This window comes from Cellulomonas hominis (assembly GCF_014201095.1).
GTDB lineage: Bacteria > Actinomycetota > Actinomycetes > Actinomycetales > Cellulomonadaceae > Cellulomonas > Cellulomonas hominis.
In genome coordinates, this window is record NZ_JACHDN010000001.1 from 3,051,076 (window position 1) to 3,072,519 (window position 21,444).

Here is a 21,444-nt window from a genome sequence, read left to right on the forward strand (position 1 = left end):
GGATGCCGGGCGTCGCCCCCAAGCCCGCCGCCCACCCGGACGACCCGCTGCGCTGGGGGCCGACGTTCCCGGCGGCCGCGGACGTCACCCTGGCGGACGCCCAGATGCGGGGCAACCTGCGCCGGGCGACGCGGACCATCCGGGACAAGCGGCTGGCCGTCACCGCGGAGCTCCCGGACTGGGAGGCGCTGCGCGACGCCGGCTCCGCGGTGAAGGCCGACGTGATGGCGCGGCTCCCGGAGCTGCTCGAGCAGCTCGAGGCCTCCGTCACCGCGCGCGGCGGCGTCGTGCACTGGGCCCGCGACGCGGCGGAGGCGAACCGGATCGTCACGGACATCGTGCGGGCCACCGGCGCCCGCGAGGTGGTCAAGGTCAAGTCGATGGCCACCCAGGAGATCGGGCTGAACGAGCACCTCGAGTCGGAGGGGATCGAGGCCACCGAGACCGACCTCGCGGAGCTGATCGTGCAGCTCGCCGGGGACCTGCCGTCGCACATCCTCGTGCCGGCCATCCACCGCAACCGGGACGAGATCCGGCAGATCTTCACCGACCGGATGGGCGACGCCCCGCCCGACCTCACGGCCGAGCCGCGCGTGCTCGCCGAGGCCGCCCGCGCCCACCTGCGCGCCCGGTTCCTGCGGGCCGGCGTCGCGGTCAGCGGCGCGAACCTGGCGGTCGCGGAGACCGGGACCGTCGCCGTCGTGGAGTCCGAGGGCAACGGGCGGATGTGCCTGACCCTGCCGCGCACCCTCGTCACGGTCATGGGCATCGAGAAGGTGCTGCCGGCGTTCGCCGACCTCGAGGTGTTCCTGCAGCTGCTGCCGCGGTCCTCGACCGGCGAGCGGATGAACCCGTACACGTCGATGTGGACCGGCGTGACGCCCGGGGACGGGCCGCAGGAGTTCCACCTGGTGCTGCTGGACAACGGCCGCACCCGGGCGCTCGCCGACGAGGTCGGGCGGCAGGCGCTGCACTGCATCCGGTGCTCGGCGTGCCTCAACGTGTGCCCCGTCTACGAGCGGACCGGCGGGCACGCGTACGGCTCGGTGTACCCGGGGCCGATCGGGGCGATCCTCACCCCGCAGCTGCTCGGCGTCGGCGCGCCCGGCGGCGACCCGCACGACCCCGCCGCCACGCTGCCGTTCGCGTCCTCGCTGTGCGGGGCGTGCTTCGACGCGTGCCCGGTGAAGATCGACATCCCGTCCGCGCTGGTGCACCTGCGCGAGCGCGCCACGCACCCCGGCGGCCGGGCGGCGCCCGGGGCGGTCACGGCGGCGATGGGCGGGGCGGCGTTCGTGCTGTCGGGCGGCACGCGGTTCCGGTGGGCCGGACGAGCGATGGCGCTCGCGGGGCGGCTGACGCGCGGGCACCGGTTCCGGCGGCTGCCGTTCCCCGGGTCGCGGTGGACGGTCAGCCGGGACACCCCGGCGCTGCCGGGCCGGACGTTCCGGGACTCCTGGGCCGCGCGCCGGCGACGGGCGGGCCGCGGACGGGCGGGGGAGACGCGATGACCGGGGACGCGCGGGCCGAGGTGCTGGGACGGGTGCGGGCGGCGCTCGCCGGGTCGGCGCCCGCCGGGCCGGTCCCACGGGGGTACCGGGCGGCGGGCTCGCTCGCGGCGCCCGGCGCCCCCGCGCTGGTGGAGCGCCTGGTGGACCGGCTGGTCGACTACCGGGCGGCGGTCGCCCGGACCACGGCCGCGGACCTGCCGGCCGCCGTCGCCGCGCAGCTCGCCGGGGCGGGGTCGGTCGTCGTGCCGCCGGGGCTGGACGCCGCCTGGCTCGGGGCCCTCGGCGCCGACGTCGCCGTGCGCCGGGACGACCCGCCGCTCACGCACGCCGACCTGGACGGCACCGGCGCGGTCCTCACCGCCTGCCGGGTCGCCGTGGCGGAGACCGGGACGATCGTGCTCGACGCCGCCCCCGACCAGGGGCGCCGGGCGCTGACGCTGCTGCCCGACCGGCACGTGTGCGTCGTGCGGGCGGACCAGGTCGTCGCCGGGGTGCCGGACGCCGTCGCGCTGCTCGGCGCGCACCCGGAGCGCCCGCTGACCTGGGTGTCCGGGCCGAGCGCGACGAGCGACATCGAGCTCGTGCGGGTCGAGGGCGTGCACGGTCCGCGGGACCTGCGGGTGCTGCTGGTCGCCGGGTAGCCCGCGCCCGGCGCGCGGGCGCGGGCCTCCGGCGGTAGACAGGAGGCGTGGGGGACGCCGTCGAGGACCCGCGCGTCACCGTGGTCGTGATGAGCCGCGACCGGTGCGCCGAGCTGGTCGCGTCCCTGGGGCGGCACCGCGCGCCCGTCGTGCTGGTCGACAACGGCTCGACGGACGGCACCGCGGGCGCCGTGCGCGCCGCCCACCCCCGGGTGCGCGTCGTCGAGGCCGGCCGGAACCTCGGGGCCGCGGCCCGGACGCTCGGGGTCCGGCTCGCCCGGACGCCCTACGTGGCGTTCGCGGACGACGACTCCTGGTGGGCGCCGGGCTCGCTCGCCCGCGCGGCCGCCGTGCTCGACGCCGACCCCGGCGTCGCCGTGGTGCAGGCGGGGATCCTCGTCGGGCCGGACGAGCGGCCGGACCCGTTCTGCGCGGTGCTCGCCGCCTCGCCGCTGCCGCGCTCCCCGCGCACGGACCTGCCCGCGGTGCTCGGCTTCGTGGCGTGCGCGGCGATGGTCCGCCGGGGCGCGTTCCTCGCCGCCGGCGGGTTCGACGACGTCGTGCGGTTCCCGGGGGAGGAGGAGCGGCTGGCGCTCGACCTGGCCGCCGCCGGGCACGTCCTGGTGCACGACCCCGCGGCCGTGGTGCACCACCACCCGTCCCCGCGCCGCGGCGACCCCGCCGCCCGGGCGGCGGCCGTGACCCGCAGCCGGCTGCTCACCGCCGCGCTGCGCCTGCCGTGGCCGTACGTCGCGCGGGACGCGGCCGGCGCGGTGCGCACGCCCGCGGGGCGCCGGGGGGTCCGCGCCGCCCTGCCCGACCTGCCGCGCGCGCTGGCCCGGCGACGGCCGGTGCCGCCGCGGGTCCGGCGGCTGCGGGCGCTGCTGGCCGCGCCGGCGCAGCCCGCCCCCTCCCGGACCGCGCCCTCCCCGCGCGTGCCCGCCGGCCCGGAGGACCCGCCATGACCCGCCCCCGCGAGCCGTTCCGCCGCGCGGTCGTGACCGGCGGCGCGGGGTTCCTCGGCAGCCACCTGTGCACCGCCCTGCGCGCCGCAGGGACGGAGGTCGTGTGCCTGGACAGCTTCCTCACCGGCACCCCGGCCAACGTGGCGCACCTGACCGACGACCCCGGCTTCCGGCTGCTGCGGTGCGACCTCACCGACTACGTGCACGTGCCCGGCCCGGTCGACGTCGTCCTGCACCTCGCCTCGCCCGCCTCGCCGGTGGACTACCTGCAGCTGCCGATCCAGACGCTCAAGGTCGGCGCGCTCGGGACGCTGCACGCCCTCGGTCTGGCCAAGGACAAGGGCGCGCGCTTCCTGCTCGCCTCGACGTCCGAGGTGTACGGCGACCCGCAGGTGCACCCGCAGCCCGAGAGCTACTGGGGGCACGTGAACCCCATCGGGCCGCGCGGCGTGCCTCGCCGAGGTCGTGCTGGCGGTGCTGCGGCACCGCGGGCTCGCCGGCGCGGTGCTGGTCGGGCACTCGATGGGCGCGCAGGTCGTGGCCGAGGCGATGCTCCGCGACCCCGAGGCCGTCCGCCGCGCCGTGCTGGTCGGTCCCGTCGTCGACCCGTCCGGTGCGACGGTCGCGCAGCAGGCGCTCCGGCTCGCGCGCGACGGCCGCCACGAGCCCGCCGGGGTGAACGCCGTCGTGGCGACGGACTACCTGCGCGCGGGGCCGCGGTGGTACTCGGCGGTGCTGCCGCACATGTTCGCCTACGACACCGCCGCCGGCGTCGCCCGGCTGCCCGGCCCCGTCGTCGTCGCCCGCGGCGAGCGGGACCCCGTCGCCTCGCGGGAGTGGGTCCGCCGGCTCGCGGACCTCGCGCCGTCCGGCACCGCCCGGGAGGTGCCGCGCGCCGGGCACGTCGCGATGGCCACGCACGCGCCGCTGGTGGCGCGCTGGGTGCGGGAGGACCCGTCGTGAGCCTGCTGCGCGAGACGGCCTGGCGCGTCGCCGACTACGCGTACGCGGCCGCGCGCCAGGTGGCCGGGCTGCTCTCGCGCACCACCCCTGACGCGTACACCCGCCCGAGTCCAGCCCGGGGGCCCGCGGTGCTGCTGCTGCCCGGCGTGTGGGAGTCCTGGCGGTTCCTGGAGCCGCTGGCCCGCGCGCTGCACGACCGCGGCCACCCCGTGCACGTCGTCGCCCCGTTCGGCCTGAACCGCCAGGGCGTCCCGCACATGGCCGACCTCGCCGCCGCGCACCTGCTCGAGGCCGACCTCCGGGACGTGGTCGTGGTCGCGCACTCCAAGGGCGGCCTGATCGGGAAGTCCCTCATGGGCCGCGCCGACGTGGGGGACCGGGTGCTCGGGATGGTCGCGATCAACACCCCGTTCTCGGGGTCCCCGTACGCCCGGTACCTGCCGCTGCCCTCGGTCCGGGTGTTCCGGCCCGACGACGCGGTGCTCACCGCGCTCGCGGCGCAGCGGGCCGACCACGGGCGGATCGTGTCGGTGGCGACCGTGTGGGACCCGCACATCCCCGGGGGCAGCGGGCTGCCCGGCGCGCGGTCGGTGGCGCTGCGCACGCCGGGGCACTTCCGGTCGCTGACGGACCCGGACCTGCTGCCGGTCGTGCTGACGGAGCTCCGGGGGTTCGCGCGGGCGGGGTGACGGCTGTTCGACAGGTGTTGGACGCGGTGCGTACCATGGTCGCATGCCCACCAAGCCCATCGGGTTCCGGCCCAACGCGGAGGACCAGCGCATCCTCGACGACGTGGCCCGCGAGGGTCAGACGGCGACCACGGCGCTCCGTCGCGGTCTTCGCCTGCTCGACCACGAGCGCTGGCTCGACCAGGCGCGGGCCGATGCGGCCCGGATCCGCGACGAGGACCTCGACGCCGAGCCGGACGCCTGGTGATCCGCGGCGCGGTCTACCGGGTCGACCTCGGTCGACCGCGGGGGCACGAGCAGGGTGGCCGCCGCTACGGGGTGGTCCTCTCGCCGACCGACATGCCGTGGTCGGTCGCGACGATCGCCCCGACGTCCACGAGCGCGCAGGCGTCGGTGTTCCGGCCCGAGCTGGAGATCGCGGGGCGGACGACCCGGGTGCTCGTGGACCAGCTCCGGACGCTCGACGTCGACCACGTCCACGGCGAGCCCGTGGACTACCTGAGCCGTGACCAGCTCGCCGAGATCGAGCACGCGCTGGCGCACTACCTCGGCCTGGTCCTCACGACCGTCGCCGACTGACGTCCCCGAGCGGGTCAGCTCCCCACGACGTCGCCCGCCCGCTGGGTCGGGTGCTCCGCGCCGCGCGAGCGCAGGACCGTGCGGCCCACGACCTGCTGCCACGTCGCCGTGCGCTCCGACCTTCCCCGGCCGACGAACGACACCGCCCAGTGCAGCAGCGTCGTGATCCGGTTCTTGAACCCCACCAGGTACACCAGGTGCACGCCGAGCCAGAGCAGCCAGGCGGCGAACCCGGAGGTCTCGACCGGCCCGATCTTCGCGACGGCCTGGAACCGGGACACCGTCGCGAGGCTGCCCTTGTCGTGGTACTCGAACGGCGCGCCGGTGGGCTCCCCGCGCAGGTGCCGCAGGATCTCCTCGGCCGCGTACCGGCCGGACTGCATCGCGGCGGGCGCCACCCCGGGCACGCCCTTCCGGGACGCCATGTCGCCGACCACGAACACCTCGGGGTGCCCGGGCAGCGAGCCGTTCGGCTCGACCACGACCCGGCCGGCGCGGTCCACCTCGGCGCCGGTCTGCTCGCCCAGGCTGCGGCCCAGCGGGGAGGCCGCGACGCCGGCGGCCCACACCTTCGTCTGCGCGTCGATGCGGGTGCGGTTGCCGTCCGGGTCCTCGACGTCCACGTAGTCGTCGTCGACGTCCACGACCTTGTGCCCCATGAGCAGCTCGACGCCGAGGCCCTCCAGGGTGCGGGCGGCGGCGTCCTGCAGCCGCTCCGGGTAGCCGGGCAGCACCTTCGGCACCGGGTCGACGAGCAGGATCCGCGCCTGCGCGGGGTCGAGGCGCCGGAAGTTCCCGCGCAGCGAGCGGTGCGCGAGCTCGGCGAGCTGCCCGGCCATCTCGACGCCGGTGGGCCCGGCGCCGACGACGACGAACGTGGTGAGCCGGGCGCGCGCCGCCGGGTCGGTGGCGAGCTCCGCGAGCTCGAACGCGCCGAAGATCCGGCCGCGCAGCTCCAGGGCGTCGTCGATGCTCTTCAGCCCGGGCGCGTGGTCGGCGAACCGGTCGTTGCCGAAGTAGGACTGCCCGGCCCCGGCGGCGACGATGAGGCTGTCGTACGAGGTGCGCGTCTCGCCGAGCGGGGACGACGACACGACCACCCGGTTCGCGACGTCGATCTCGGTGACCACCCCCAGGAGCACCCGGGCGTTGCGCTGCTGGCGGAGCACGTCGCGCGCGGCGGGCGCGATCTCCCCGACCGACAGCACGCCGGTGGCCACCTGGTAGAGCAGCGGCTGGAACAGGTGCGTCGCGGTCCCGTCGACCACCGTGACCCGCACGGGCGCGTCCGCGAGGGCCTTGGTGGCGAACAGGCCGCCGAACCCGGAGCCGATGACGACGACGTCGTGCGGCTTGCCGGGGCCGTGCGAGGTGCCGGGGCTGCGCGAGGGGAGCGAGGACGCGGACATCGGGCGGTCCTTCCGCGGGTGGGTGCCGGGACCCGTCCGACCCTACGAGCGCGCCGCCGACGCCGCGCGGGGAGCGTCAGGCGGGCGGGGCGAGGATGTCCGAGAGCCGGAAGCCCACCGGCTCCTCGAGCTGCGCGTAGGTGCACGTCGCGGGGTCGCGGTCGGTCCGCCAGCGCCGGAACTGGGCGGTGTGCCGGAACCGGTCGCCCTCCATGTGGTCGTACGCGACCTCGACGACGAGCTCGGGGCGCAGCGGCTCGAACGACAGGTCCTTGCTGGCGTTCCACCGGCTGACCGCCCCGGGCATCCGCTTGCCCTCGTGCGCGGACTGGTCCGCCCACTGCGCCCACGGGTGGCCGGCGAGGTCGCCGTCCCGGTAGGGGGCGAGCTCGTCGAGCAGGGACTTCCGCCGGGCCATCGGGAAGGACGCCGCGACCCCGACGTGCTGCAGCCGGCCGTCGTCGGTCCACAGGCCCAGCAGCAGCGACCCCACCACCGGCCCGGACTTGTGCCAGCGGAAGCCGGCCACGACGCAGTCGGCGGTGCGGGCGTGCTTGACCTTGAACATGGTCCGCTTGTCCGGCTGGTAGGTGCCGTCGAGCGGCTTGGCGACGACACCGTCCAGGCCCGCACCCTCGAACCGGGCGAACCAGTCCCGCGCCTCGGCGAGGTCGGCGGTCGCGGGGGTGACGTGCACGGGCGCCTGCGCCCCGGCGAGCGCGTCCACCAGCCGGGCCCGCCGGTCGCCGAACGGGGTCCGCATGAGGTCCTCGTCGCCGAGCGCCAGCGCGTCGAACGCGACGAACGACGCCGGGGTCTGGCCGGCGAGCAGCCGGACCCGGCTCTCGGCGGGGTGGATGCGCTGCTGGAGGGCGTCGAAGTCCAGCCGGTCGCCCGCCACCACGACGATCTCCCCGTCCAGGACGCACCGCTCCGGGGTGTTCGCCCTGATCGACTCGACGAGCTCCGGGAAGTACCGGGTCATCGGCCGCTCGTTGCGGCTGCCGAGCACGACGTCGTCGCGGAACACGATGGTTCGGAACCCGTCCCACTTCGGCTCGGTGTGGCCGAGGTCGGGGATCTCCGGCACGGCCTTGGCCAGCATGGGCGACACGGGCGGCATCACGGGCAGGTCCATGGGCCCATCCTGCTCGCGCGGGCCGTGCCGCGCCCGGCGCGACGCGCGGCGCCCGGGCGCCGCGAACCGGGACGTCGGTCCCATCCCGAGGGGTGCCGGCCGGTCGATCGGCCGTGGGACTCGTCTCACTCGAACGTCAGGGGCCTCCCATGTCTCGACCCGCAGCACCGCAGCGTCCCCGCCGGTTCGGCGACCTCGGGGTGCGCACCCGCGTCCTCGCGGCCGTCCTGGTCGGGCTGGTCGTCGCCGGCACGGTCGGGTTCTCGGGGCTCGCCGCCCTGGCCCGCACGGACGCCGCGACCGAGCGGGTCTACACCGAGGACCTGCTCGGCTTCGAGCGGGTCGCGGCCGTGCGCCGGGCGACGCTCGAGATGCGCCTCGCGGTGACGAGCCACGCGCTCGCCGGTGACGCGGCCGACCGCGCCGGGTTCGCGGGGGACGTCGCCGGCCTGGACGCGCAGATCGACGACGACCTCGCGGTGCTGGCCGCCGCCCCGGACCCGGGCGTGGCCGCCGCGGTCGACGCGTTCACCACGGCGCTCGCGGCCTACCGGGACGTGCGGGACACCGCGCTGCTGCCCGCGGCCGAGCGCGGCGACCTGGCCGCCTGGCGCACCGCGCGCGACGAGGACGCCGCCCCGCAGATCGCCACGATGATGGACGCGCTCGCCACGATGGTGGACGGCGAGAAGGCGTCGGCGCAGGAGTCCGTCGCGGCGGCGCACGCGGCGTACACGGGCACCCGCAACCTCGGCATCGGGCTGATCGTCGTCGGGATCGCCGGGGCCCTGGCGCTCGGGCTGGTGACGGCGAACGGCATCGTGCGGTCGGTGAACCGGGTGCGGGCGGCGTGCGACGCGCTCGCGGACGGCGACCTCACCGTCGACGTCGGGCTGACCAGCCGGGACGAGCCGGGCCGGGCGGCGCAGGCGCTGGACCGGGCGATCGGCACCCTGCGCGGCGTCGTCGGCGACATCGACGCGACGTCGGTCGCGCTGGCCGCCGCGTCCGAGCAGCTCACCGGCTCCGCCCAGCAGATCGCGGCGCAGGCCCAGCACACCGAGGAGCAGGCCGGCGTGGTGTCCGCCGCAGCCGAGCAGGTGTCCCGGACGACCCAGACGGTCGCGGCGGGCGCGCAGCAGATGGACGCGTCGATCCAGGAGATCAGCCGGTCCACCGCGCAGGCCGCCCGGATCAGCGACCAGGCGTCCCGCTCCGCCGAGGAGACCGGCGAGGTCATCGCCCGGCTCGGGGAGTCCAGCCGGCAGATCGGGGACGTCGTGCAGTCCATCGCCGCCATCGCGGGGCAGACGAACCTGCTCGCGCTGAACGCCACCATCGAGGCCGCCCGCGCGGGCCAGCACGGCAAGGGGTTCGCGGTGGTCGCGGGCGAGGTGAAGGACCTCGCGCAGGAGACCGGCGTGGCCACGGAGGACATCACGCGCCGGGTCGAGGCGATCCAGGAGGACGCGGCGCGGGCCGTGGCGGCCGTCCGGGAGATCGCGCGGGTCGTCGGCGCCGTGCACGAGCTGCAGACGACCGTCGCGGCGGCCGTCGAGGAGCAGACCGCCACCACCGCCGAGATCGGGCGGAACGTCGCGGAGGCGGCGGACGGGTCGGGGGAGATCGCCGCGAACATCGCGGGCGTCGCGCAGGCCGCCGCGGTGACCCGGGACGGGTCCGCGGAGTCCCGGCGGGCGGCGGAGGAGCTGGCGACGATGTCGGGGCGGCTGCGGTCCGTCGTGGGGCGGTTCCGCTACCGGACGGCGTGACGGCGGGCGGCCCGGCGCGCGCGGCCCGGCGCGGCTCGGCGCACGCCCGGCGGAGTGGAAGGTCCGGGCGGACACGCCGTGGGCGAGTCCGTCCGAACCTTCCACCCTGCGGGCGTCGGGACCCCCGGCCCGGTCAGGCCCGGCGCCGCAGCGCCCAGGTCGCGCCGACGACCGACGCGACGCACCACACCAGCAGCACGACGAGCGAGCGCGCCGGCATGCTGAACGCGTCGCTCGCCAGCCCCGACCGGACGAGCTGCGCCATCGGCTCGATCGGCAGCCACTCGTGCGCGGCCTGCAGCCACCCGGGCATCCGCTCCGCCGGGTAGGACACCGGGGAGAACAGCAGGACGACGAACACCAGCGCCTGGGTGAGCAGCATCGCGAGGGCCGGTGCCAGCAGCGACGCCATCGCGTACCCGACGGCCGCCGCGGTCAGGGACACCAGCAGCGCCCCGGGCACCAGCCAGGGCGCGAGCGACAGGTCGATGTCGAACCGCAGGACGCCCGCGACCACGCCGAGCACCATCCCGGGCAGCGCCAGCAGCGTCCAGATCAGCAGGTCGCTGATGAGGAACAGCGTCCGCGGCACCGGCAGCGTGCGCATCCAGTCGAGGCTGCCCTCGATGCGGGACTGCGACTGCATCTGCGGCGTCATCACCAGGCCGACGGTGATGAGCGTGACGGTCGGCGCGCCGGTCGCCAGGTAGAGCGCGGTCACCGGGTCGGGGTCGCCGACCAGCAGGCCGTACCCCACGACGGTCGCGACGGCCATGAACACCTGCACCACCACCATGAGCGGCAGGTAGGTGGACTGGCGGCGGAACTGCCACTGGGCGAGCAGCAGCGTCTGGCCGACGGCGGTCACGCGGCCTCACCCGCCAGGGCCGGGGCGTCCGCGGGGTGCTCGTCGCCGACCAGCTCGACGTAGACGTCCTCGAGCGACGCCGGGGTGAGGGCGTACCGCTCGAGGCGGCCCGCGGCGACCTCGGCCTGCGCCCAGCGCACGACCTCGGCGGCGTCCTCGGCGCGCACAGTGCCGGTCTCCCGGCCGCGGGCGCCGGAGACGGCGCGGACGGCGGGGTGCCAGGTCGGGGCGGTGCCGGGGGAGAGGTCGACCTCGACGGTGAGCGTGCCCTGCAGGTGGGTCGTCAGCCCCGCCGGGGTGTCGTCGGCGAGCACGACGCCGTGGTCGAGGACGGCCAGGCGGTCGACGACGCGCTCGGCCTCGCGGACGTTGTGCGTCACGAGCAGCACGGCGCGGCCCTCGTCGGCGAGCAGCCGGATCTGCTGCCAGAGCAGCCGCCGGCGGACCGGGTCGACGTCGTTGGTCGGCTCGTCCAGGACGACGAGCCGCCCGGGGGCGACCACCGTCATCGCGAACGCGGTGAGCCGCGCGATCCCGCCGGACACCTTCTCGGCCGGGGTGTCGGCCCACGGGCCGAGGTCGAGCGCGTCCAGCAGGTCGACCGTCCGTGCCCGGACGGCGGACCGCTCCGCGCCCCGGATCCGGCCGACCAGCTCGATCGCCCGGCGCGGTGTGAGGCCGGTGATCGGCACGTTGGCCTGCGCCTGGATGCTGGTGCGGCGGCGGGCCTCGTCCGGGTGCGCCACCGCGTCGACGCCGTCCAGGCGGATCGTGCCCGCGTCCGGGCGGACCAGGCCGACGACCTGGTTGACCAGGGTGGTCTTGCCGGCGCCGTTGTGCCCGAGCAGGCCGACGACCTGCCCCGCGGCGACGTCGAGGTCGATCCCGTCGTTCGCCTGCACCCCGCCCTTGCCGAACCGCCCGGGGTACCGCTTGCGCAGGCCCCGGACGCTCAGCACCTCCTCCGTGCCCATCACGTGCTCCCTCCATCGCAAACCGTTCGGTACATCCCGGAACGTAGCAGATGCCGTCGCGTAGATACAGATCGGTATATGGCGGTTGGGCAGCGGGTTCGTCGGTCGGCATACCGATCGGTACCCGCGTGCGTATGATCGGCGGCATGGCGCGCACCGAGCACGACCCCGGACCCGACGACTCGATCGGCGCCGCCACGCGCGCGCTCGCCGAGGCCACCGCCACGCTCACCCGCCTGCTCGGCAAGCAGGCGCAGACCGTCGTCCCCGAGGTCAGCGACGCGCTCGCCGCCGGCCTGCGCGAGGCGGCCCGCGGCCTGGCCGACGCGTCCGAGAACGTCGCCCGGCACGGCGGCGAGCGCAGCGCCCGGGAGAAGCGCCGGGAGAAGGTGGACCGCACGCGCGCCGACCTGCTCGACGCCGCCGTCCGCGTGATCGCCGCCAAGGGCTACGAGGGGGCGTCCGTCGGCGACATCGCCGCGGAGGCCGGCTACACCAAGGGCGCCCTGTACGCGCACTTCGGCTCCAAGCGCGGGGTGCTGCTCGCGCTGGCCCGGGAGCGGCTCGGCATCGCCATGGACGCGCCCGACCTCGACCTGCCCGGCCTCGCGGGGGACCGGCTCGACACCGCCGTCCTCGCCGCGTGGATGCGGTCCATGCAGGACGACCCGAACCTGCTGCTCCAGCTCGAGTTCCTCACCTACGGCATCCGGAACCCCGGCGACGCCGACGAGCTCCGCGAGCTGCACGTGCGGTCGTTCGAGGTGGCGTGCCGGCAGGTCGCCCGGCTGCGGGTCGCCCGCCGCCGCGCCGCCGGGGCCGACCCCGGGCCTGCCGAGCCCACGCAGGAGGACCGGGACGCCGCGCTCGGGGTCATCAGCGTGCTCAACGTCGCCACCCTGGAGGGCAGGCTGACCGGGTCGGTGCACCTGTCACCCGAGGCGGGCGCGCGGGTGATCGCGCGGCTGCTGACGTACTGAGCGGGCGTTACTCCCGCCGGGCCCGGTTGGACAGGCGCAGCGGGACGGCGACCCAGACGACCGCCAGCCCGACCAGCACCGCCACGCCCGCGACCCAGCCGGCCGTCCGCCCGACCACGACGTCGAACAGCAGCAGCGCCGACCCCGCCAGCACCAGCGCGAGCAGCGCCAGCCCGGTCTGCGCGAGCGTGTCCGCCGACTCCACGAGCTCCCGCTTGAGGTGCCGCCGGAACAGGATCCGGTGCAGCGAGACCGGCGCGACGATGAACCCCGTCGCCGCCACCGCCAGCACCACGAGCACCAGGTAGCAGGTCTTCTGGTACTGGTCGAGGTCGAGGAACCGCTGCTGGAACGGCACCGTCAGCAGGAAGCCGGTGAGGATCTGCACGCCGGTCTGCGCGACCCGGAGCTCCTGGAGCAGCTCGTTCCAGTTCCGGTCCATCCGCTCGGTCGCGGTCTCGTTCCGGCCGTCGCGGGGGTCGGCGTCGGGCTGCGCGGCGTCGTCGGCCATGGGGGTCCTCCTCGGGTGCCGCCGGCGCAGGAGGCCGGCGGGGTGCTGGCCGTATGGTGCACCGGCCGCGTCGCCGGCGCAGGTCGAGGCGTCAGCGCAGGTCGAGCAGCAGCGTGTCCGACCCGCCGACCCGACCGACCAGGCGGAAGCCCCGCCGCTCGTACATGCCGCGGGCGCCGTCGTTGCCGTCCTCGACGGACAGGCTGACCGCGCGGGTCCCGGCGGCGCGCGCCAGGTCCTGGCACCCGTCCAGCAGCGCCGACCCCACCCCGCGGCCGCGCCCGGCGGGCAGCACCGCGAGGCTCAGCTCCGGCACGTCGTCGGCGACGTACCCCCAGCCGCGGTCGTCGCCGGTCAGCAGGCGGAGCCACGCGGCGCCGAGGGGCGTGGCGTCGTCCTCGACGGCCACCACGCCGGCGTCACCCTCCCGACCCCAGCCGGCGGCGTACCGGGCCAGGTGCGGGTCGGCGAGGACGTCCGCGGGGCGCGCCCGCTCCTCGCCGGTCCAGTTGACCGCCTCGGCGACGAGCGAGACGAGCAGGTCGGTGTCGTCCGAGGTCACAGGGCGCAGGCGCATGCGCGGCAGTCTGGCCGGGCGGGGGCGGCCGCGGCCAGCGGATACCCGGAGGCGGGGCCGGGAATCACGTCGCGGCCGCCGGCGTTGGACACGTATGCTGGACGAGTCGCGTGCGGCGTCCCGGCATCACCCGGGGACCGGACGCGGCGGTTGACAACTCCACAGCAGCACCCATCGGGGGTGATCGGTTTCGACGGTGATCGTCGAGCCAGGAGAAGCGGGCCGAGGACACACGGTTATCTCGCTAACGCTCCGTGTAAACCCATAGGTGCCGATAACAAGCGCACCGACTTCGCCCTCGCCGCCTGAGCGAGCCTCGAAGTCCGTCAGCCTGAGCTAGCTTCCGACTCAGTTCCTGGCGTCATCTAGGGAGCCACTGCTCGTAGCCTTCGTCACCGGGGCTGCGGGGACTTTTAGGTGACTAGGCCCGTCCGCGTCTTGTCTGCGTGAGCGCGGGGGCCGAGAAAAGCAGCTGCAGACTGCGCCCGGAGAAGCCCTGGTTCCACGTCATCGGACGCGGGTTCGATTCCCGCCACCTCCACCCGGAGGTCTTCGTAGATTGCGGAGACTCCCTTCGTAGCGCGTGAGGCCCGTCCCTGCTGGGACGGGCCTCACGCGCGTCTGTGCCTGGTGCTCAGGGCGAAGGTTCGGTGGCACCGCAGGAGTTGCGCCGTCCCGGTTGATCACTCTGAACGGAGCGTGGGTGCTCGGGGCACGGTTGGCGGCGCTCGCGGGGTGCGACTTGCACGCGGATCCGGTAAGTGGAGTCCGCGAGCAAGGCGCGCCTCTTCGTAGTCCTCGATTCGGTTGATCGCCTCGAGGAACCGCTTGTGAGACCAGGCGCTGTGCGGCTCGGCGAGGTTGGCCACCTCGTGCGCGTGGAGCGCGGAGAGGTGTCGTTGACGACGCAGTGCCCATCCGCCATGGTGCTGCTATGCGCCGCGGGGCGAACGACGACGACCTTGGCCCGATCATGCTGCGAGTCGAAGGGGATGTGGTTGCGCTCGACCGCGCAATCTTCACCGCGCTGTTCGACTCCTCGGTCGCGTACTGGCGCGCCCCGTACCGGCATGCGCTTGAGCGTTCGACGCTCGCGTTCAGCGAGTTCACGGACCTCGCGCGCGAGGCGCAGATACCGTATCCGCTGTTCTTCGCGCCCCCTGACGTGGTGCAGGCTCAGCTCGACGACAAGACCCGGAAGCTGCTGGCCGGCGTGAGCAAGGACTCGTTCTCCTTGAACTCGCGCAACAAGGTCCAGCTCCGCGACATCGAACTCATCGTAAAGGACCTCATCCGCAAACAGGGAGTGATCAAGGATCTCGACGACTCGCTCCTTCCGAACAGAGTTATCGGGCGGCTGCGCCGATCAACCAGAAACGTTGCCGCGGATGCCGACAAGCTTCGGTCGCTGCTCGGGTTCACGCTGACTGACCTTCGCGCGTGCAAGACCAAGGAGAAAGCGCTCGAATTCCTCATAGCCCGGCTGGACGCGAACCAGGTCTTCGTGTCGCGAAGCCAGCAGAACGTGATGCCACAACCGTTGCCACCTGGTATCGCCTTCTCGGGTCTGTGCGTGCGCGACAAAAAGGTCCCCTTCATCTTCCTGACCAGCGGTGAGCCCGGGAGCACGTTCGAGCCCGCCGGGCGGAAGATCTTCACCCTGGTCCTGCTTGCTGTGTTCGTGGCGCGCGGGCGATTCGCTCCTGTCAGCTACGACGACCACACGGGCGACCTGATCGACGACCATGAGTACGAACTCGCCGAAGAGGTCCTGATGCCAGCCGCCGACGTGCACGCTGTGCAGGCAGATTCCCTCGATGCGGTCAAGGAGGTCGCTGCGCAGCTGTGCGTCACACCGAGTGCGTTCGTGATGCGGGCTCGCCGCCTCGGGGTCTTCGCCGCCGACGAGTCTCGCGACTACCTGGATCAGTTGAGTGCGGAGTTCGCGGCGCGGGGCAAGCCGTTCGCGCGCACGCCATTGCCGCACAATGCCGTCCGCAAGTACGCCGGCGCAGAGTTCACACGGCGGATGTTCCATCAACTCGACCGGGGCGCCATCACCCCCGGCGAGTTCTGCCGTGTCGTCTGCCTGAACCGACTGCGGCCCGGTGACCTCCATCTGCTGAGAGCAGCACGATGAACGAGCACCGGTACTTGCTCGACGCCAACGTGCTGACGCGGCTGACGGCCGACCAGCGTGCGAGTGCCTTCGTCAGTGCGCGTTGCCGTGTCACGGCCGAGGTCATGAACGAGGTGCGAGGACTGCCGGATCGATCCGTGATCGCTCGCATCGAGCTCTCGACCGACGCCAGGACGCTCGGGCGGCTCCGCGAGGTCATGGCTTCGGTGGTGCCCGGCGATCAGTCGCTCGTCGACCTGTATCGCAACAAGGGCTGCGCTGACCCAGTCATCGTCGCAGCGGCGCTCGCCGCCGAGGATGGTCAGGACCAGCTCTGGCAGACCCAGTGGCACATCGTCAGCGACGACAAGGCCGTGCGCGCGATGGCGTCGACATTCGGCATCTCATGGATCAGTCGACGAGACCTCGTCGCGCTCATTGAGGAGGGCGACCTTGCCCGATCGCCCTCGGTGGGCGATCGCCACGACTTCGCCGCCGGGCCGTAGGCCGGGCGGCCGCTGTGGCCCGGCTCCTGCCAGACGTCGAGAGGTTGGAGGATCGGCTGCGCGAGTTGGCGAGGGCTGTACGAGCCTCGGCGACGTGCACCCCCGGTGTGTGTCCGGGCGGCGGGACGCGCAACCGCGACGGGGCATTGACGGGTGTCGCGGAGTGGTGCCAGCATGGCGTCGAGGCGTCGACGTCCGGTTAGAGGCCGACGCTTAAGTAGAGAAGTTACATCAAAACAGGTACAGAGGCGCTAAGTGCAGAGGCACTTAGCGCCTCGCGCCGTATTAGGAGTCAAGATGAATAATCCCGAGAAGAACTACCAGAACACGACTATTGGCGCTCAGGCCAAGCGTCCACTGCCGGCGCCGCAGCAGCGACCTCGGATCCAGTGTCCTCGCGAACTGCGGGCTTGGCACTTCAGCCCGCACGCTCGAGAGCACATCGACTCTCGTGGCTTCGACCCGCACCGGGTGGTCGCGACGTGCGAGGGGCCGCAGATCACCGTCACGGCGTACAACTACGGGCCCGGACGGGTGAGGTTCGTTGCCGGTGACCTCGTCGTGATCGCCGTGCCCCAGACCCGTCAGGTCATCACGGTCCTGCTGCGCTCCCAGGAGCAGTGGGATGACGAGGACGCCCGGCGCGCATCGGGAGTGTCGGCATGACTGCCACCGACTGTTCCGGTTGGGTCGCCACCCTGCGAGGCGAGACCGTTCTGTACGCGGGAACGGCTCACGTCGATGAGGGCCACATGGAGCGACGCACCTTGAGGATGCACACGCGCCGCCTCGGAGGGTCGCCGGCGCCCGACCGATCACGCGCCGTTACCCTCCTGGTGCACGGCGACCTCGGCGGGCGGCGCCTGACGGATCCCGAGCGCGGCTACAGCCAGAAGCTCGTGTTCGTCGAGCGTGTCATGTGTGAGCGTGACCAGCATGTTCACGTGATCGACGACCACGGGTTCGAGGAGCTGCTTCACGGTCGACCGGCACCGTGCTACGGGCTCCGGGCGTCGAGCGGCTCTCTCGTTGCGGAACCGGCAGGAGGGCAGTACGGGTCCGAGTCGGACGGGTGCTGAATCGTTGACTGGAGGGTGCGGAGCGCCGTGCGCCTTCGTAGATTAGGCGCCCCTGACCTGCGGTCCTGCAATCCACGAACACCCCACCCGTGCGACCTGCACGAAGCTGCAGTTCGGGTTGACGAGAAGGCAGCCACCCGTCCACGGGTGGCTGCCATTCTTGTCTGGACACCCGCTCGTCCGGGGATGTCAGCAGTGCTGCGTTTGTATCCGATAAGCGCTACGAACGTAGCACCCGCCATGCGCAGCCGCGATCGCGCTACTTCGTTCGTAGCACATGCGTGCTACCTTCGTAGCATGCCGTCCGCCAGCACGCGCGTCCTCGCCGTCGTGTCCGAGCTCGCAGCGGGCCAGTGGGGGCTGCTGACGACCGCCCAAGCCGAACGAGCAGGCGTCACGCGCCTGCAGCTCGCGCGACTGGCGGGCGCCGACGTGCTCGAGCGCGTGGACCGGGGCGTGTACGCCGTCGCGGGAATCCCCGCCGAGCATCGCGGCGTGCGTGCCGCGTGGCTGGCCCTCGACCCGGCTCGCAGCGCGGAGGAGCGCCTGGCGGATCCTGTTGGCGCCGGCGTCGCCTCCCACACGTCCGCCGCTGCGCTGCACCGCCTCGGTGATCTGCTCGACGACGAGCCCGAGCTCACGCTTCCCCATCGCAAGCAGAGTCGCCGTGGCATCCGGCTGCACCGTCTCGCCCTCGCCGCCGCCGACGTCACCCTCGTGGACGGCCTGCCCGTCACCACGGAGGAGCGGACCGTCGCCGACCTCCTGCGCGACGGCCACGACCCGGACCATGTCGCGCAGATCGTCGGGCAGGGAGCGCGCAGGGGCGTGATCGACCTCGACGACCTCGCGGAGCGGCTCGAGCCGCTCGCGCGCCGGTACGCGCAACCCGATGGGGTGGCCCTCGTCGAGCACCTGCTCGACCTCGTGGGCCTCAGCACCGCGGCTCTCGCTCGTGAGCTCGCTGCCAGCGCCGCCGGGCAGGAGCTCGTCGCCGCCGGACGCGTCGCGGCGCTCGGGGAGCTGTGGGCGTCGCTCGTGTCGCAGACCGACACCGCGGCACCGACGCCGTTCGCCGACGCGATGCGCGCCGCGCAGCTGCGGTCTGCGCTCGACTCCACCGCTCTCCGTCAGGCCATCGCCCTGGCGGCATCGCCGGCGGTCACGGCCGCCCAGCGGTGGGTGACGTCCGAGGAGGGCAGGCGGACCCTGCAGGCGGCGGACGACCTCGCAGCGCGCGTCCGACGTCAGGGCGACGCGTGACGGCCATCGACGGGTACACCAGCGGCGTCGCCCTGTGGCGTGCGGTGACCGACCGAGCGAAAGCAACGGCGAAGGCCACCGGTGTCGACAATGCCGCACTGATCCGGCGGTTCGTGTTCGGCCGGTTCCTTGCCCGGGTCTTCCACGACCCGTCCGGTCCCTGGGTGCTCAAGGGCGGAACTGCGGTGCTCGCGCGTGTGCACGACGCCAGGACCACGAAGGACGTGGACCTGCTCCACCGCCTCGGCGATCTGGACGACGCCGTGGAAGCCCTGGCTGCTGCGACGAAGGTCGAGCTCGGCGACCACTTCCGGTTCGTCATCGCGAGCGTCGAGCAGAACGTCGGCGGGCAGCCGGACGTCGACGGCGCCCGGGTCGCCGTCGACGCCTACGTCGGGGCCATGAAGAAGAGCAGCTTCGGGGTCGACCTCGTGACGGGGTCGCTGATGACGGCGCCTCCTGAGCTGCGGACGGACCCGGTCCTGGACCTGCGTGGGCTCGCCGCGCCCGCGATGCGCCTCTACCCGGTGGTCGACCACATCGCCGACAAGCTCTGCGCGACGCAGGCGACCTACGGGGTGAACGGTGACATCCCGTCCAGCCGGGTGCGCGACCTCGTCGACCTGGTCGTCCTCGCCCGTTCGCAGGACGTCGCCGGGTCGGAGCTCATCACCGCCGTGCGAGGGGAGTGGGAGCATCGCGGTCTGCCGGGGGCGCCGGTGTTCGCGCCCCCAGCGAGCTGGGACCGCCTGTATCCGCCGGAGGCGCGCAAGGCCCCGGTGGTCGCCGACATGACCCGGTTCGAGGACGCGGCCGCGCTCGTCGGGGCGTTCCTCGCGCCGGTGCTCGACGGGAGCGCCGTCGGGCGGCGCTGGGTCGCGAGCGACCTGAGCTGGCAGTAGGCCGCAGCCTCGTCGCGTCCCGGCTCAGGCTCCCTCGGCCTGCGGCGCGCCCGCCGCGGCCCGCGCCGGCTCGCCGTTCCAGTTCAGCTGGGTCTCGCGCGCCCAGAACACCGCGAACAGCACGATCTCCCACCACTCCACGACGAGCCCCACGTGCTCCCGGCCCCCGAGCAGCAGCGTGACCGGCACGACCACGACGAGCCCGAGGCTCATGAGCCCCGCGATCGTCCGGTACCAGCCGAGGTGCGGTTCGGCCGGCACCGGCTCGCCGGCCCATCCGGGGAACGCGTGCGTCCCGACCGCGACCGTCAGGCTCGCGACGAGCAGGACCGCGGACGTGAGGTGCACCCCCACGAACTCGTCGCCCTCCACGATGCGGTAGCCGAGCAGCAGCAGGTAGAGCAGGCCCACCGCCGTGAACCCCCGGTACACGCCCTTCGTGGTCGCCGTCCGGTGAGCGAGCGTCCGGCCCGTCCAGTGCCCGGTCCGCCACTCGGCGACCAGGAAGGCCGCCGTCACGAGCAGCGCCGAGACGGTCACGAGGCGGATCCCGGCGACCGCCGCGTCGAGCGCCTCGCCCTGCAGCGCGTCGAGGTGCGCGGGCAGCGGCACGAACGCGACGAACAGCGCGTAGAAGCCCGCCATGTTGAGCGCGTAGTCCTCCAGCGGCGCGCCCCGGTACGCCACGAGGCAGGCGGCGAGGCCGACCAGCATCCCGACGAACACGTCGCGCAGCGGGCCGGTGTAGTAGGCGCTGATCGACCCCTGGATCGACCGCTGGGTCAGGAACATCCCGACCGACGCGACCAGCATCAGCGCGGGCAGCGCGATGAGGATCATCCGGAGGTGCCGGTAGGTCTCCAGCGCGACGCCGCGTTCCCGCCGGGCGTCCGCCGTCGTGGTCGTGCCGGTGCTGATCGTCCCGCTCATCGTCCCCGCCCCCTCGATCGTCGACGACTCCGTGAGGGCGATGGTCCTGCCCGGGGTCGCGGGGCGCACAGGGGGGTCACCCGGCGCGGGCGTCACCCGGTCGTGGCGCGCAGCTCCGGGAACGTCCACGACCCGTCGAGCACCGCCGGGCGGGGCCGGTAGAGCCGCACCAGGTAGTTCCACCCGTCGACCAGCGGGAGCTGGTTCGGCCGCCCCGGCTCGCCGCCGAACCGCAGCGTCACGGACCCGTCGGCGTCGCGGGCGGCCGTGATGCTGTTGAGGCTGACGGCCCCGCCGGTGCCGGTCGGGAAGTACCCGTGCGCGTCGTACAGCGAGATCGACCAGAACCCGTCCACCGGCACGTCCGCGGGCACCGTCAGCTCGTAGGACCCGAGCGGCAGCCGCGGTTCGGCGTTGAGGTAGGTGGCCTCGGTCGACGGCAGCCCGCCCCAGCCGGCGGCGGTGCCCAGCAGGTGGCGCACCGGGTCCACCTCCTGCCGGGTGCCGAAGGCGTGGTCGAGCCCGTCCAGGTCGCGCTGCAGGGCGAGCAGCGCCTCGCGGGTGCGGTCCTGGCTCGCCCGGTCCCAGTCCGGCGCGCCGAACGGCCGGGACGACGCCGCCGTGAACCCCAGCCGGTCCTGGAGCGCCGCCACGTGCGCGACGTCCGCCGCGTCGTCGGGGTCGACGAGCGTGCGCACCCCGACGAGCACGACGTCCGTGCCGTGCCGGTCCGCCGACAGCGCGTGCTCGCCGGGCTCGTGCAGGACGGCGGTCACATAGTGGTCCCGGTCGACCACCATCGCCGACAGGTACCGGCGGCCGGCGTCGGGGAGGGTCAGCGTGGCGCCGCCGGAGATGTCCGCGACGACGAAGCTGTACAGCGTGTCGCGGTTCAGCCGGATCACGGGCTGGTCGTCCAGCGGCGTGGGCGTGCGGTGGTGGAACCACCGGTTGACGCCGCCGGACTGCGCGAGCAGGCGGGAGAGCATGAGGTCGGTCTCGGCGCGGGCGAAGGTGGTGACGTCGACCTGGCGGGTGTTCATGCCGGTGACGATGCCGTGCCCCGTG

The 21,444-nt window shown here is 74.1% G+C and carries 23 protein-coding genes, 1 other RNA gene and 1 pseudogene; 16 read left to right on the forward strand and 9 right to left on the reverse strand.

Features of this window, described 5'->3' with window-relative positions:
• Positions 1-2: 2 nt before the first annotated feature.
• The 8 genes and pseudogenes from HNR08_RS14290 (at position 3) to HNR08_RS14325 (ending at position 5,348) form a co-directional block, all read left to right on the forward strand.
• Complete coding sequence (locus HNR08_RS14290) at positions 3-1,511, forward strand: lactate utilization protein B (protein WP_146832525.1); 1,509 nt, start codon at positions 3-5, stop codon at positions 1,509-1,511.
• Complete coding sequence (locus HNR08_RS14295) at positions 1,508-2,152, forward strand: LutC/YkgG family protein (RefSeq protein WP_146832171.1); 645 nt, start codon at positions 1,508-1,510, stop codon at positions 2,150-2,152. Before HNR08_RS14290 ends, HNR08_RS14295 begins: the two co-directional genes overlap by 4 nt.
• A 47-nt stretch (positions 2,153-2,199) precedes the next feature.
• Positions 2,200-3,117 (forward strand): glycosyltransferase family 2 protein, encoded by a 918-nt coding sequence (locus HNR08_RS14300; protein ID WP_246802867.1) that lies wholly within the window; start codon positions 2,200-2,202, stop codon positions 3,115-3,117.
• Positions 3,114-3,518, forward strand: a pseudogene (locus tag HNR08_RS14305) (NAD-dependent epimerase/dehydratase family protein); the annotation flags it as partial. The gene HNR08_RS14300 and the pseudogene HNR08_RS14305, both read left to right, overlap by 4 nt.
• 73 nt (positions 3,519-3,591) lie before the next feature.
• Positions 3,592-4,080, forward strand: coding sequence for an alpha/beta fold hydrolase (locus HNR08_RS14310; RefSeq protein WP_183835080.1), 489 nt, complete (start codon positions 3,592-3,594; stop codon positions 4,078-4,080).
• A complete protein-coding gene (locus HNR08_RS14315; protein WP_246802877.1) occupies positions 4,077-4,769 on the forward strand; it encodes an esterase/lipase family protein in 693 nt (230 codons plus the stop codon). Before HNR08_RS14310 ends, HNR08_RS14315 begins: the two co-directional genes overlap by 4 nt.
• A 43-nt stretch (positions 4,770-4,812) precedes the next feature.
• Positions 4,813-5,016 (forward strand): hypothetical protein, encoded by a 204-nt coding sequence (locus tag HNR08_RS14320; RefSeq protein WP_146832166.1) that lies wholly within the window; start codon positions 4,813-4,815, stop codon positions 5,014-5,016.
• A complete protein-coding gene (locus tag HNR08_RS14325; RefSeq protein ID WP_146832163.1) occupies positions 5,013-5,348 on the forward strand; it encodes a type II toxin-antitoxin system PemK/MazF family toxin in 336 nt (111 codons plus the stop codon). Before HNR08_RS14320 ends, HNR08_RS14325 begins: the two co-directional genes overlap by 4 nt.
• Before the next feature lie 14 nt (positions 5,349-5,362).
• Here the strand turns inward: HNR08_RS14325 and HNR08_RS14330 are convergent, their stop codons facing one another.
• Together HNR08_RS14330 and HNR08_RS14335 are read right to left on the reverse strand one after the other, a co-directional pair.
• Positions 5,363-6,757 (reverse strand): NAD(P)/FAD-dependent oxidoreductase, encoded by a 1,395-nt coding sequence (locus tag HNR08_RS14330; protein WP_146832160.1) that lies wholly within the window; start codon positions 6,755-6,757, stop codon positions 5,363-5,365.
• Positions 6,758-6,833: 76 nt separating this feature from the next.
• Positions 6,834-7,895: an ATP-dependent DNA ligase gene (locus tag HNR08_RS14335; protein ID WP_146832157.1), complete on the reverse strand. Its 1,062-nt coding sequence runs from the start codon at positions 7,893-7,895 to the stop codon at positions 6,834-6,836.
• Between the two features lie 149 nt (positions 7,896-8,044).
• On the opposite strand from HNR08_RS14335, the gene HNR08_RS14340 reads away from it, so the two are divergent.
• The gene (locus tag HNR08_RS14340; protein WP_146832154.1) at positions 8,045-9,667 is read left to right on the forward strand and encodes a methyl-accepting chemotaxis protein; all 1,623 of its coding nucleotides are present in this window, start codon (positions 8,045-8,047) and stop codon (positions 9,665-9,667) included.
• A 133-nt stretch (positions 9,668-9,800) separates the two neighbouring features.
• On the opposite strand, the gene HNR08_RS14345 is transcribed toward HNR08_RS14340, so the two are convergent.
• Both HNR08_RS14345 and HNR08_RS14350 read right to left on the reverse strand, forming a co-directional pair.
• Positions 9,801-10,535, reverse strand: a complete 735-nt coding sequence (locus tag HNR08_RS14345; RefSeq protein ID WP_246802866.1) for an ABC transporter permease — start codon at positions 10,533-10,535, stop codon at positions 9,801-9,803.
• On the reverse strand, positions 10,532-11,509 hold the full coding sequence (locus HNR08_RS14350) for an ABC transporter ATP-binding protein (protein WP_146832151.1): 978 nt from the start codon (positions 11,507-11,509) through the stop codon (positions 10,532-10,534). Before HNR08_RS14350 ends, HNR08_RS14345 begins: the two co-directional genes overlap by 4 nt.
• A gap of 146 nt (positions 11,510-11,655) precedes the next feature.
• Between HNR08_RS14350 and HNR08_RS14355 the strand changes: the two genes are divergently transcribed.
• On the forward strand, positions 11,656-12,489 hold the full coding sequence (locus HNR08_RS14355; RefSeq protein ID WP_183835082.1) for a TetR/AcrR family transcriptional regulator: 834 nt from the start codon (positions 11,656-11,658) through the stop codon (positions 12,487-12,489).
• A 7-nt stretch (positions 12,490-12,496) separates the two neighbouring features.
• Here HNR08_RS14355 and HNR08_RS14360 read toward each other — a convergent pair whose 3' ends face one another.
• Together HNR08_RS14360 and HNR08_RS14365 are read right to left on the reverse strand one after the other, a co-directional pair.
• Positions 12,497-13,000 (reverse strand): DUF6328 family protein, encoded by a 504-nt coding sequence (locus HNR08_RS14360; RefSeq protein WP_146832147.1) that lies wholly within the window; start codon positions 12,998-13,000, stop codon positions 12,497-12,499.
• A 91-nt stretch (positions 13,001-13,091) separates the two neighbouring features.
• Positions 13,092-13,577 (reverse strand): GNAT family N-acetyltransferase, encoded by a 486-nt coding sequence (locus HNR08_RS14365; protein ID WP_146832144.1) that lies wholly within the window; start codon positions 13,575-13,577, stop codon positions 13,092-13,094.
• Between the two features lie 176 nt (positions 13,578-13,753).
• Here HNR08_RS14365 and ssrA point away from each other — a divergent pair.
• From ssrA to HNR08_RS14385, 4 genes are all read left to right on the forward strand, one after another.
• Positions 13,754-14,121: a transfer-messenger RNA gene (gene ssrA / locus HNR08_RS14370) on the forward strand.
• A gap of 390 nt (positions 14,122-14,511) precedes the next feature.
• The gene (locus HNR08_RS14375) at positions 14,512-15,717 is read left to right on the forward strand and encodes a hypothetical protein (protein WP_146832142.1); all 1,206 of its coding nucleotides are present in this window, start codon (positions 14,512-14,514) and stop codon (positions 15,715-15,717) included.
• Positions 15,714-16,202: a hypothetical protein gene (locus HNR08_RS14380; RefSeq protein ID WP_146832139.1), complete on the forward strand. Its 489-nt coding sequence runs from the start codon at positions 15,714-15,716 to the stop codon at positions 16,200-16,202. Before HNR08_RS14375 ends, HNR08_RS14380 begins: the two co-directional genes overlap by 4 nt.
• 297 nt (positions 16,203-16,499) lie before the next feature.
• Positions 16,500-16,868 carry a hypothetical protein gene (locus HNR08_RS14385; protein WP_146832136.1) on the forward strand — a complete coding sequence of 123 codons (369 nt, stop codon included), beginning with the start codon at positions 16,500-16,502 and terminating at the stop codon, positions 16,866-16,868.
• Positions 16,869-17,017: 149 nt separating this feature from the next.
• On the opposite strand, the gene HNR08_RS14390 is transcribed toward HNR08_RS14385, so the two are convergent.
• Positions 17,018-17,182, reverse strand: a complete 165-nt coding sequence (locus HNR08_RS14390; RefSeq protein WP_168430630.1) for a hypothetical protein — start codon at positions 17,180-17,182, stop codon at positions 17,018-17,020.
• Between the two features lie 396 nt (positions 17,183-17,578).
• On the opposite strand from HNR08_RS14390, the gene HNR08_RS14395 reads away from it, so the two are divergent.
• The gene (locus HNR08_RS14395; RefSeq protein ID WP_168430631.1) at positions 17,579-18,544 is read left to right on the forward strand and encodes a type IV toxin-antitoxin system AbiEi family antitoxin domain-containing protein; all 966 of its coding nucleotides are present in this window, start codon (positions 17,579-17,581) and stop codon (positions 18,542-18,544) included.
• A complete protein-coding gene (locus HNR08_RS14400; RefSeq protein ID WP_246802865.1) occupies positions 18,541-19,446 on the forward strand; it encodes a nucleotidyl transferase AbiEii/AbiGii toxin family protein in 906 nt (301 codons plus the stop codon). The genes HNR08_RS14395 and HNR08_RS14400 overlap by 4 nt, the downstream gene beginning before the upstream one ends.
• A 24-nt stretch (positions 19,447-19,470) precedes the next feature.
• Here the strand turns inward: HNR08_RS14400 and HNR08_RS14405 are convergent, their stop codons facing one another.
• Positions 19,471-20,376, reverse strand: a complete 906-nt coding sequence (locus tag HNR08_RS14405) for a hypothetical protein (protein ID WP_168430632.1) — start codon at positions 20,374-20,376, stop codon at positions 19,471-19,473.
• 92 nt (positions 20,377-20,468) lie between these two features.
• The gene (locus HNR08_RS14410; RefSeq protein ID WP_146832127.1) at positions 20,469-21,419 is read right to left on the reverse strand and encodes a DUF1214 domain-containing protein; all 951 of its coding nucleotides are present in this window, start codon (positions 21,417-21,419) and stop codon (positions 20,469-20,471) included.
• Positions 21,420-21,444 lie beyond the last annotated feature (25 nt).

Coding starts and splice junctions, on each gene's coding strand:
- HNR08_RS14360 (WP_146832147.1), bottom strand. CDS start 13,000: ATGGCCGACGACGCCGCGCAGCCCGACGCCGACCCCCGCGACGGCCGG.
- HNR08_RS14365 (WP_146832144.1), bottom strand. CDS start 13,577: ATGCGCCTGCGCCCTGTGACCTCGGACGACACCGACCTGCTCGTCTCG.
- HNR08_RS14340 (WP_146832154.1), top strand. CDS start 8,045: ATGTCTCGACCCGCAGCACCGCAGCGTCCCCGCCGGTTCGGCGACCTC.
- HNR08_RS14320 (WP_146832166.1), top strand. CDS start 4,813: ATGCCCACCAAGCCCATCGGGTTCCGGCCCAACGCGGAGGACCAGCGC.
- HNR08_RS14290 (WP_146832525.1), top strand. CDS start 3: ATGCCGGGCGTCGCCCCCAAGCCCGCCGCCCACCCGGACGACCCGCTG.
- HNR08_RS14375 (WP_146832142.1), top strand. CDS start 14,512: ATGCGCCGCGGGGCGAACGACGACGACCTTGGCCCGATCATGCTGCGA.
- HNR08_RS14380 (WP_146832139.1), top strand. CDS start 15,714: ATGAACGAGCACCGGTACTTGCTCGACGCCAACGTGCTGACGCGGCTG.
- HNR08_RS14335 (WP_146832157.1), bottom strand. CDS start 7,895: ATGGACCTGCCCGTGATGCCGCCCGTGTCGCCCATGCTGGCCAAGGCC.
- HNR08_RS14405 (WP_168430632.1), bottom strand. CDS start 20,376: ATGAGCGGGACGATCAGCACCGGCACGACCACGACGGCGGACGCCCGG.
- HNR08_RS14395 (WP_168430631.1), top strand. CDS start 17,579: ATGCCGTCCGCCAGCACGCGCGTCCTCGCCGTCGTGTCCGAGCTCGCA.
- HNR08_RS14330 (WP_146832160.1), bottom strand. CDS start 6,757: ATGTCCGCGTCCTCGCTCCCCTCGCGCAGCCCCGGCACCTCGCACGGC.
- HNR08_RS14295 (WP_146832171.1), top strand. CDS start 1,508: ATGACCGGGGACGCGCGGGCCGAGGTGCTGGGACGGGTGCGGGCGGCG.
- HNR08_RS14355 (WP_183835082.1), top strand. CDS start 11,656: ATGGCGCGCACCGAGCACGACCCCGGACCCGACGACTCGATCGGCGCC.
- HNR08_RS14350 (WP_146832151.1), bottom strand. CDS start 11,509: ATGGGCACGGAGGAGGTGCTGAGCGTCCGGGGCCTGCGCAAGCGGTAC.
- HNR08_RS14410 (WP_146832127.1), bottom strand. CDS start 21,419: ATGAACACCCGCCAGGTCGACGTCACCACCTTCGCCCGCGCCGAGACC.
- HNR08_RS14385 (WP_146832136.1), top strand. CDS start 16,500: ATGAATAATCCCGAGAAGAACTACCAGAACACGACTATTGGCGCTCAG.